The following is a 7,661-nucleotide window of genomic DNA, read 5'->3' on the forward strand; positions in this document are numbered from 1 at the left end:
CATATGGAGCGTTAGCCGGCATTCGTCCGCGCGGCGACGGCCACATGGAGCGTTAGCCGGCACAAAAAACCTTCCCGGAACCAGGTTCCGGGAAGGTTTTTTGTATTCATTACATATCGAATTTCAATTCGCCGTCTTTATAATCCACTTTGATTTTGAGGCCGTCTTCCATGTCCCGCGCAATCAGCTCTTTTGCAAGCGGTGTTTCGATATGGCGCTGGATGAAGCGTTTCAACGGACGGGCACCGAATTGCGGTTCGTATGCTTCGTCTGAAATCCAGTCTTTGACTGCATCTGTCACTTCCACTGTCATATGCTGATCCAGCAGTCTGCGGTTCAGGTCATTGATCAGTTTATCTGTAATCATCTTCATGTTGTCTTTGGACAGCGGGCTGAACATGACGATGTCATCCATGCGGTTGATGATTTCAGGCTTGAAGTACATATGCACTTCGCTCATCACAGTATCCCGAACTTCATCGGTGATCCCGCCGCCTTCTATCATTGAATCGAGCAGATGGTGCGATCCGATATTGGATGTCATGATGATGATCGTATTCCTGAAGTCGACGGCGCGTCCTTTCGAATCTGTCAGACGCCCTTCATCGAGCAGCTGGAGCAGGATGTTGAATACATCGGAGTGGGCCTTCTCCACTTCATCCAGCAGGATGACGGAGTACGGCTGTCTGCGGATGGCTTCTGTCAGCTGTCCGCCCTCTTCATGCCCGACATAGCCCGGAGGTGCACCAATCAGCCTGGACACGGCATGTTTCTCCATATACTCACTCATGTCGATGCGGATCATGTGCTTTTCAGAATCGAACATCGTTGCAGCGAGCGTCTTCGCGAGTTCCGTCTTACCGACACCGGTCGGACCGAGGAATAAAAAGCTCCCGACCGGACGGTCCGGATCTTTGATGCCGGCCCTTGCACGGATGACTGCATCCGACACCAGGTCGACCGCCTCGTCCTGCCCCACCACACGTTCGTGCAGTATGTCTGCAAGTTTCAGCAGTTTATCCTTTTCGGTTTCCACGAGTTTGGTGACAGGGATGCCCGTCCACTGGCTGACGATATAGCCGATTTCATCTTCCGTCACAACCTCACGGATGATGCGGTTCTCCCCTGCACTTTCCTCCTGGAGCTGTGCTTCCAGTTCTGCAAGCTCCTTCTCGAGTGACGGCAGCCGACCGTGGCGGAGTTCAGCTGCTTTTTCCAGCTCGTAGTTGTTTTCCGCTTCCTCGAGTTCCTTGCGGACGCGATCCAGTTCTTCCCGCTTGCCGGTCACTTTCTGAATCTGTGCTTTTTCCTTCTCGACGCGCTGCGTCAGCGCCTGCTGCGCTTCACGCGCTTCGGACAATTCCTTCTGCAGCTCCTCCAGCCTGTTCCTGGACACTGAATCATCCTCAGACTTAAGTGCCTGCTCTTCGATTTCAAGCTGCATGACACGGCGGTTGATCTGATCGAGCTCCGTCGGATTCGACCCCATCTCCGTGCGGATGGTCGCGCTCGCCTGGTCCATCAGGTCGATCGCCTTATCCGGCAGGAAGCGGTCTGTAATATAACGGTCGGACAGTTCCGCCGCAGCCACAAGTGCACGGTCTGTAATCCTTACACCGTGGTGCACCTCGTAGCGCTCCTTCAGGCCGCGCAGTATTGAAATCGTATCTTCGACATCCGGTTCCGGAATCTGCACCTTCTGGAATCTGCGTTCCAGCGCCGAATCCTTTTCGATGTACTCACGGTACTCATTCAGCGTCGTGGCACCGATGCAGTGCAGTTCGCCGCGGGCGAGCATCGGTTTTAGCATGTTGCCTGCGTCCATCGCACCTTCCGTCTTGCCGGCGCCGACGAGCATATGGATTTCATCTATGAATAAAATGATCCGGCCGTCGGATTCCTTCACTTCTTTCAGGACCGCTTTCAGCCGCTCTTCGAATTCACCGCGGTATTTCGCACCTGCGACGAGTGCGGACAGATCCAGTTCAAAAATCGTCTTGTCCAGGAGACTGTCCGGCACGTCTTTGCGCACGATGCGCTGTGCCAGCCCTTCAACGATCGCCGTCTTGCCGACCCCGGGCTCACCGATCAGCACCGGATTGTTTTTCCGTTTACGGCTCAGAATGCGGATCGAATTACGGATTTCCTCATCACGGCCGATGACAGGATCGACGTTGCCGTTCCTCACTTCCTCCACAAGGTCGCGGCCGTATTTTTCCAATACTTCATATTGTACTTCCGGATTTTGTGTTGTCACATGGTTTCCCCCTCTTACTTTGTTGATGATCTCTCTGATCACCTGGTCTTTATTCCCCACGATTTCTTTCATAATCGGTTCGGTTTCAACCGCTGAGAGCACCAGGTGTTCGACGGAGACGTATTCATCATTCATCTCCGCCATGATCTTCTCAGCCCGGCTGACGAGCTGTGTGAAGCCGTTCGACATGTACTGCCCGTACTGGACGTTGTCGCCGCTCACTACATTATATTTCCCTAATTTTTCATCGTATTCCGCAAGCAGTGCGGATGTGTCAATATTCGCACGTTCCAGGACATCCGGCGCCATGCTCCCGTCCAGCTCAAGCATCGCTTTCATCACTGCTTCAATTTCAATTGACTGCAGCTTGAGATCGACTGAAATCGCTTGGGCACGCTCGATGATCGACTGGACCGTATACGTCATTTTGTTAATATCCAAGTGTATCACTCCTTCGAAAATAAGTGATTCATAAAAGTTTGACCTTTTTTGACCATAACTTAATTATACACTTTCTCCCCGCATTTTCAAGTAATTGATAGCTTTTCAAACCAAATTAATTTATATTATATCTTAGAGATTTTAGGAGGGCTTATTTTTGGACATCATACTACTTATCAAATACTTATTCCTGGGGCTGCTGCAGGGAATCACTGAACCTATACCCGTTTCATCCAGCGGCCACCTCGTCATAGCAAGAGAATTGTTCAATATTGAAGCAAAAGGACTGTCTTTTGAAATTTTTCTGAATACCGCTTCACTGCTGGCAATCCTGTTCGTCTACCGCCGGGACATCTATGCGATACTCGGCAACCTCTACAGGTATTTCTTCAGGCGTGAGAGGGATGAGGAGGCTGTAAAAGATTTCAAATATACAATGTACCTCATCATCGCAACGATTCCCGTCGGGGTGCTCGGCGTCCTCCTCAAAGATGTCATCGGGGAGAACATATCCATGGGATTCGTCGGATTCATGCTGCTTGTTACAGGTATCGCGCTCTGGATCATCAAAAACAAACGCGGACAGAAACGTGACGGGGAGCTTACTGTGAAAGACTCCATCATCGTAGGGCTCGCACAATGTATCGCCCTGACACCCGGCATAAGCCGCAGTGGTGCAACACTCGTCGGTTCGATGGCTGTCGGCCTGAACCAGAAGAGTGCACTCCGCTTCGTCTTCCTGCTGTACATCCCGGTTTCACTCGGCACTGCACTCATTTCCGTCGGCGACCTTGTCAATGACCCTGATCTTGCGGCACTCGCACTGCCGTACGCACTCAGCTTCCTTGTCACAGTTGCTGCCACATATTTTGCGGTGAAATGGCTCCAGAATGTCATGGCGAATGGAAACCTTGCGATATTCAGCTACTACTGCTTCGCACTCGGAACATTCTCCATCCTCTACTACTATATCTTCATATGAATAAAAACCCCGGTCCCGGCGGATCGGGGTTTTTTGCGTAAAAAAACACCTGCCCAAATCGGCAGGTGTCCTACGTATATGATCTTAGCTGACGCCAAGTGCGATTTTTGCATAGCGGCTCATCTTGTCTTTGCCCCACGGCGGGTTCCAGACGATGTTGACTTCGGTTTCCTTCACTTCCGGCAGTTCGCCGAGTGCAGTTTCAACCTGTTCAACAATTTGCGGCCCCATCGGGCAGCCCATGGATGTGAGTGTCATTTCAACACCGGCTTTGCCATCTTCATCGAGATGTACGCCATACACAAGTCCAAGGTTCACAATGTCTATACCAAGCTCAGGGTCAATTACATTCTCAAGTGCGCCCATCATGCTTTCTTCCATAGCTTTATCCATTAATATCACTCCTTCTTAGAGTATATACTATATAATATACCAAAAAAATTACACTATTAAAATATAAATGATATGATAGTTTTATGAAAGATTAACAAGGAGTATAGCTGATGCACAAATATTTAATATGTCTCGACCTGGACGGTACACTTCTGACAGATGAGAAGAAAATCAGTCCATATACAAAAAAAGTGCTGTCGCACTTGAAGAAACAGGGTCATGAAATCATGATCTCCACCGGCCGCCCCTACAGGGCGAGCGAACCTTATTACTGGGAACTTGAAATGACGACGCCTGTCGTCAACTTCAACGGGGCGTTCGTCCACCATCCCCAGGATCTTTATTTCAAAACGGTCCATGAAGAACTTGACCTTGAAGTGGCGAAGGAAATAGTGGATCGTGTACCGGATCTGAATATACAGAATATCATTGCGGAAGTGAAGGATAACGTCTATATCCACTATCATGACGAAGTGCTTTTCGAAGCGTTCAGCATGGGCAACCCGCAGGTGAAAATCGGCAATCTGGTGCAGAATATGGAATCGGGGCCGACGTCGATACTGATCCAGGCGGAGGAGCCTGAAGTGCCCCGCATAAGGAAGGCGCTTGATGACCTGTTTGCCGAAACGATTGAACACCGCCGCTGGGGTGCGCCCTACCCTGTCATCGAGATCGTCAAAAAAGGGATCAATAAGGCGGTCGGTGTCGACTATGTCCGCGGCTACCTCGGCATCGAACAGGAACACACCATCGCATTCGGCGATGAAGACAACGATACTGAAATGATAAAATATGTAAAACACGGGGTTGCCATGGGCAATGCGATCGAGGAAGTGAAGGAAGCTGCGGATTATGTAACATCATCGAATGAAACCGACGGCGTCGGCAAATTCCTCAACGATTATTTCAAACTGAACCTATAAATGAAAGGGGAGACTGATATGCAGTTATTTGCAGACAGCTGTTCTGACATATCACAGCAGGATTTCAAGTCAAAAAACATTGAGTTCATTCCGCTGAAGATCACCATCGACGGAAAAGACTATCTGGATCAGATCGAAATCTCCAGCCAGGAAGTGCTTAACGAAATTTCCAGCGGAAAAAGACCGCTTACGAGCCAGGCGAATCCGGAGCAGTTCACGGATATGTTCATGACATATGTCGAAAAGGGCGAATCTGTCCTGTACATCGCATTTTCAAGCGAGCTGTCCGGCACTTATCAGAGTGCTGTGATTGCACGGGATACGGTTTTGGAGGATTACCCTGATGCCGACATTACAATCATTGATACGAAAGCGGCAAGCTACGGCCTCGGCCTCATCGTGGAGCGCGCCCATGGATATCTTGAAGAGGGGCTGTCCAAAGAGGAAATCCTCGAGAAGGTGGAAAGTGATGTGAAAAGCATCCGCCACTTCTTTACGGTAAACGACCTCGACTATCTCGCAAAAGGCGGCCGCCTGTCGAAAGGCCAGGCTTTCCTTGGCGGGCTGCTCAACATCAAACCTCTGCTCCATGTCGAGGACGGCAGGCTTGTTCCGCTTGAGAAACACAGGGGCCTAAAGAAGGTGTTCTCGAGCATGGTCAAACACATGAAGGCAGACAATGTTGCTGCAGAAGTCCACATCACACATGCGAATGCACACGACCAGGCGGAACAGCTGCAGAAGAAAATAATGGAAGAGACAAATGCGGCTGAAGTGAAAATCAGCATGATCGGCCCGACAATCAGCAGCCACACAGGTAATGGCACAGTGGCCCTATTCTACTTCAACGAAGGTGTTTAATATGAAACAGGTAATTATCGTCGGCGGTGTGGCCGGTGGCGCAACGGCTGCGGCCCAACTCCGCAGAATAAACCCCGATATCAATATTACAATCTACGAAAAGGGGCGCGACATCAGCTTCGGCAACTGCGGTCTGCCCTATAACATCGGCGGTGAGGTGAGTGACCGGGACAAGCTGGTCGCCGCGACGCCTGCAACCATGGCGGAACGTGATATCGTCGTGAAGACGCATCACGAAGTGCGCAGTGTGGACAGCGAGGGCAGGAAACTGCTTGTGAAGGATCTCGAGGAAGACAGGGAGTTTGAAGCAGCGTATGATTATCTCATACTGTCGCCGGGCGGCGCACCGCGCACAATACCGGCGCTGCTCGATGTGCCGCAGGCATTTGTCCTGCATAACCTGGAAGACCTCGATGACATCAAGGCCCATATTGCGGAACATGATGTGAATAAGGTGGTCGTCATCGGCGCCGGATATATCGGCCTCGAGCTGATAGAGAACTTTGTCAGGCGCGGCATGGATGTGACCTTTATTCACAGAAGCGAGGAAGTCTACCGGCCTCTCGAAGATGATCTCGGGAATTTCTTCATCGAAGAGATGGAGCGTCAGGGCGTTGATGTCAGGCTCAACACTGAAATCGTGGAAGTCGACGGAAATGTTGCGACGCTGAGCAACGGGGAACAAGTTGATGCGCCGATGATCGTAGCGGGCATCGGCATTTTGCCGAGAACGGAATTCCTCGGTGGCTCCGGTGTGGCATTGAATGATGCGGGATTCATCTGTACCGATGAGACCGGATGTACGAGCGCCGACTGCGTCTATGCGCTTGGGGACGCCATCGAGACATTTTATCAGCACGTCGATCGGAAGACGACGGTGGCCCTCGCCTGGGGCGCGCACCGCATGGCCTATGTCATTGCCAATCAGATCGGCGGCGATGACGATGTGAAATTCGAGGGGCTTCTCGGCACAAACATCATCCGTTTCTTCGATTATGACATAGCCACCCTCGGACTGCAGCAGAATGAAGTCCGGGAGTATGATCATTTCATCGTCGATCATAAGCAGAAGAACAAGGCCGGCTATATGGACGGCAGCGTGCCGATCCGTGTGCGGATCTATGTTTCGACAGAAGACGGCAGAATCCTGCGCGCTGCGGTCGTCGGTACGGAAGGTGTCGACAAACGCATCGATTTACTGGCGGCGCACATCAGGCTCGGCGGCACTGCCGAAGATCTCGTAAATATAGAAGTCGCTTATTCCCCGCCGTATTCCAGCCCAAAAAGCGTGTTGAATATGCTGGGGTATAAAACGATAGAGAAGATGAAAAAATTCAAATGATGATGTAAGACCCGCTGTCCGTCTCTGTGAGATGGGCGGCGGGTCTTGTGTTTGTGGCGGCCGCCACAAATACAACGAAGGCCGGATACCCCGGCATGTGGACGTCGTCGCCCCCAACGAAGGCCAGCACCCCCGGCATGTGGACGTCGTCGCCCCCAACGAAGGCCAGCACCCCCGGCATGTGGACGTCGTTACCCCCAACGAATGCCAGCACCCGCGCCATATGGACGTCGTCGCACCAGACGAAGGCCGGATACCCCGCCATATGGACGTCGTTGCCCCAGACGAAGGCCAGCACCCCCGCCATGTGGACGTCGTCGCCCCAGACGAAGGCCGGATACCCCGGCATATGGACGTCATTGCCCCCAACGAATGCCAGCACCCGCGCCATGTGGACGTCGTCGCCCCCAACGAAGGCCGGATACCCCAGCATGTGGACATCGTCGCGCCCAACGAAGGCCG

7 protein-coding genes are annotated in these 7,661 nt (G+C 51.8%); 4 read left to right on the top strand and 3 right to left on the bottom strand.

Going from position 1 to position 7,661, the window contains the following annotated elements:
* Positions 1-109: 109 nt before the first annotated feature.
* Positions 110-2,698, bottom strand: coding sequence for an ATP-dependent chaperone ClpB (gene clpB, locus BM271_RS09135; protein WP_046789525.1), 2,589 nt, complete (start codon positions 2,696-2,698; stop codon positions 110-112).
* Between the two features lie 157 nt (positions 2,699-2,855).
* Between clpB and BM271_RS09140 the strand changes: the two genes are divergently transcribed.
* The gene (locus tag BM271_RS09140; protein WP_046789524.1) at positions 2,856-3,680 is read left to right on the top strand and encodes an undecaprenyl-diphosphate phosphatase; all 825 of its coding nucleotides are present in this window, start codon (positions 2,856-2,858) and stop codon (positions 3,678-3,680) included.
* Between the two features lie 84 nt (positions 3,681-3,764).
* Here BM271_RS09140 and BM271_RS09145 read toward each other — a convergent pair whose 3' ends face one another.
* On the bottom strand, positions 3,765-4,073 hold the full coding sequence (locus BM271_RS09145; protein WP_017548013.1) for a metal-sulfur cluster assembly factor: 309 nt from the start codon (positions 4,071-4,073) through the stop codon (positions 3,765-3,767).
* A 110-nt stretch (positions 4,074-4,183) separates the two neighbouring features.
* Between BM271_RS09145 and BM271_RS09150 the strand changes: the two genes are divergently transcribed.
* From BM271_RS09150 to BM271_RS09160, 3 genes are read left to right on the top strand one after another with little or no spacing between them, the layout of a single operon-like run.
* Positions 4,184-4,996, top strand: coding sequence for a Cof-type HAD-IIB family hydrolase (locus BM271_RS09150; protein ID WP_046789523.1), 813 nt, complete (start codon positions 4,184-4,186; stop codon positions 4,994-4,996).
* Between the two features lie 18 nt (positions 4,997-5,014).
* Positions 5,015-5,857: a DegV family protein gene (locus BM271_RS09155; protein ID WP_046789522.1), complete on the top strand. Its 843-nt coding sequence runs from the start codon at positions 5,015-5,017 to the stop codon at positions 5,855-5,857.
* A 1-nt stretch (position 5,858) separates the two neighbouring features.
* Entirely contained in the window at positions 5,859-7,199 is a 1,341-nt protein-coding gene (locus BM271_RS09160) for a CoA-disulfide reductase (RefSeq protein ID WP_046789521.1), read from the top strand.
* Here BM271_RS09160 and BM271_RS09165 read toward each other — a convergent pair.
* A partial coding sequence (locus BM271_RS09165) for a hypothetical protein (RefSeq protein ID WP_234960523.1) occupies positions 7,192-7,661 on the bottom strand: 470 nt, incomplete at its 5' end. The genes BM271_RS09160 and BM271_RS09165 overlap by 8 nt on opposite strands.

Origin of the sequence: Salinicoccus halodurans (assembly GCF_900114445.1) — a bacterium.
GTDB lineage: Bacteria > Bacillota > Bacilli > Staphylococcales > Salinicoccaceae > Salinicoccus > Salinicoccus halodurans.